The organism is Armatimonas sp., assembly GCF_043760365.1.
In the GTDB taxonomy this organism is placed as follows: Bacteria; Armatimonadota; Armatimonadia; order Armatimonadales; family Armatimonadaceae; genus Armatimonas.
The window spans coordinates 1-1,706 of record NZ_JAYUPA010000444.1 but is presented as its reverse complement, the minus strand read 5'-3'; the positions used below and the strand labels follow the sequence as shown (position 1 = coordinate 1,706).

General features: G+C 56.3%; 3 protein-coding genes. 1 reads left to right on the top strand and 2 read right to left on the bottom strand.

Annotated features, from left to right (window positions below):
• Together ACH2EH_RS10485 and ACH2EH_RS10480 are read right to left on the bottom strand one after the other, a co-directional pair.
• Window positions 1–122, bottom strand: a 122-nt coding sequence (locus tag ACH2EH_RS10485; protein ID WP_395141439.1) for a proline racemase family protein, incomplete at its 3' end; no start/stop codon positions are given.
• Window positions 123–129: 7 nt separating this feature from the next.
• The gene (locus ACH2EH_RS10480) at window positions 130–300 is read right to left on the bottom strand and encodes a hypothetical protein (RefSeq protein WP_395141437.1); all 171 of its coding nucleotides are present in this window, start codon (window positions 298–300) and stop codon (window positions 130–132) included.
• Window positions 301–337: 37 nt separating this feature from the next.
• On the opposite strand from ACH2EH_RS10480, the gene ACH2EH_RS10475 reads away from it, so the two are divergent.
• A partial coding sequence (locus ACH2EH_RS10475) for a hypothetical protein (RefSeq protein WP_395141435.1) occupies window positions 338–1,706 on the top strand: 1,369 nt, incomplete at its 3' end.

Genomic DNA, 1,706 nt, shown 5'->3' with positions numbered 1-1,706 from the left:
TCACGCTCAAAAATTGCCAGGCGCTCAGCGAGCGGGCCGCTGCCTAGCTCGGGGCCACCGGCGACGATTAGCCGGGTGGGCTCGCCGCCGGTGTGGGAGTCAATCACAGAAATTCGCTGCATAGATAGGCTATTTTATCGTAGGCGGATCCGCGAGCCCATTGGCGCTCGTGCTCAGCGTCCGCCCAGAGATAGCCGCGCCGTAGGGAAAGGCGTAGTAGTCAAGCGCTACCAATCCGATCAGCGCTGCCACAAAAAACAGTGCCATTTGCCGACGACGAGAGCGTTTTTTGTGTCGCATTGCTTTCTATGCGTTCACGAACCCGATATAATTTCCCATGCCCATCTCCCGTCGAAAAGTTGTTGGTGGTACGTTGGGTTTGCTTACCACATCCGCTACCTCTGCACAGAAAAAAGAAACACCTCCCCGCCGACTCAGTGAGATTCTTCCCAAGCTTGCCTGGGATGGAGCAAAGCGTGGCCCTCTGCTGATTGTAGATGCCTTCATGACATTTTCGGTAGCACCCTACTACTGGGAAAAATTCACACAGAGAGCCGTTCCCTCGCCCCAGAATGGCATGCTCTACACACTCGGTGAGATTGAGGTGATCTTTGGACGGCAACCTCTTTTTTACAACGGCCTTACGGTACTCGCTCCCACCACGATGGTGCAGCTCAGTACCCGCTTGCAAGACGCCGACATTACGGATAGCAATCTTGCACCTAAAACGGCCCACCGCTTGCTCGTCGCTCAAATGACATCAGCACAGCGCCATCAGCTCAGCAGCACCGGAGGGTTTGGTCTGAGCAATTGCAGTGATGAGGCACAGAAGCGGCTCTTCTTGCTTGCCATACCGAACCCGTTTCTGGACGCGAAAGGCAAGCTCTTGTCTGAGGCAGAGCGTCGTCAAATCCACCTACAAGCCTTTCGTTCCGCCAAGATAATGCCTTTGATAGAGGGCGGCACTCTCTTTGACTCTTCCCTTGTGGCCTCGCATGTCGCAACACGCTCCACGAACGCAGACTACCAGCGCGAGAGTGCCTTTGGCCAGAGTATCCGACAGATCGTTCCTGCTACCAACAAGCGCAGTGGGCTGAGCTACGACCGGCCCGAGCTAGATCGTTTGATCCCACTTGGGGAGGTGAAGACCGTACAAGAGCTTGTGGAGCGCGTGGCAAAAGCAAGTGGGCTAGAGCTTTATGCGGATGCACGAATGGGACGGCTCAAAGTGTCTCTACTGGCCACACCACAAGCCCGCACAAGCGCGGGTGTACTGCTCAAAGCCCTGGCACGGGCTGTCACCGGGACTTTTCGTCAGGTGGGTGGTGCCTATGTTCTCACTGATGATCTCATCGGTTATGGAACGCGGGCGGGTTGGATCGGTGAGTGGCTCATGGAGGCCGATGCGGCGCAGTGGGACATGATGACCAAGGCGGAATCAGCACTGGCACAGAGCCAGTCGTGGCAGGACTTTGGCTACGATCCTCGTCTTGGGTTCTCGCTCTCACCTCAGCAAGAGAAGCTCTGGCGCGAGCAGATGCTCCTGCCCTGGGAGGAGCGCAGGAAGAAGCATGGCATCTTTGGGATTCACTTCACAGCAAAAGAGCTGACCGCCGCCCAGCTGAGCTCTCTCGCTCCACAGATCAAACAAATTGAAGAGGAAGTCTCAACACCCAGCAAACCGCGCACGATTGAGCGCGATAGAG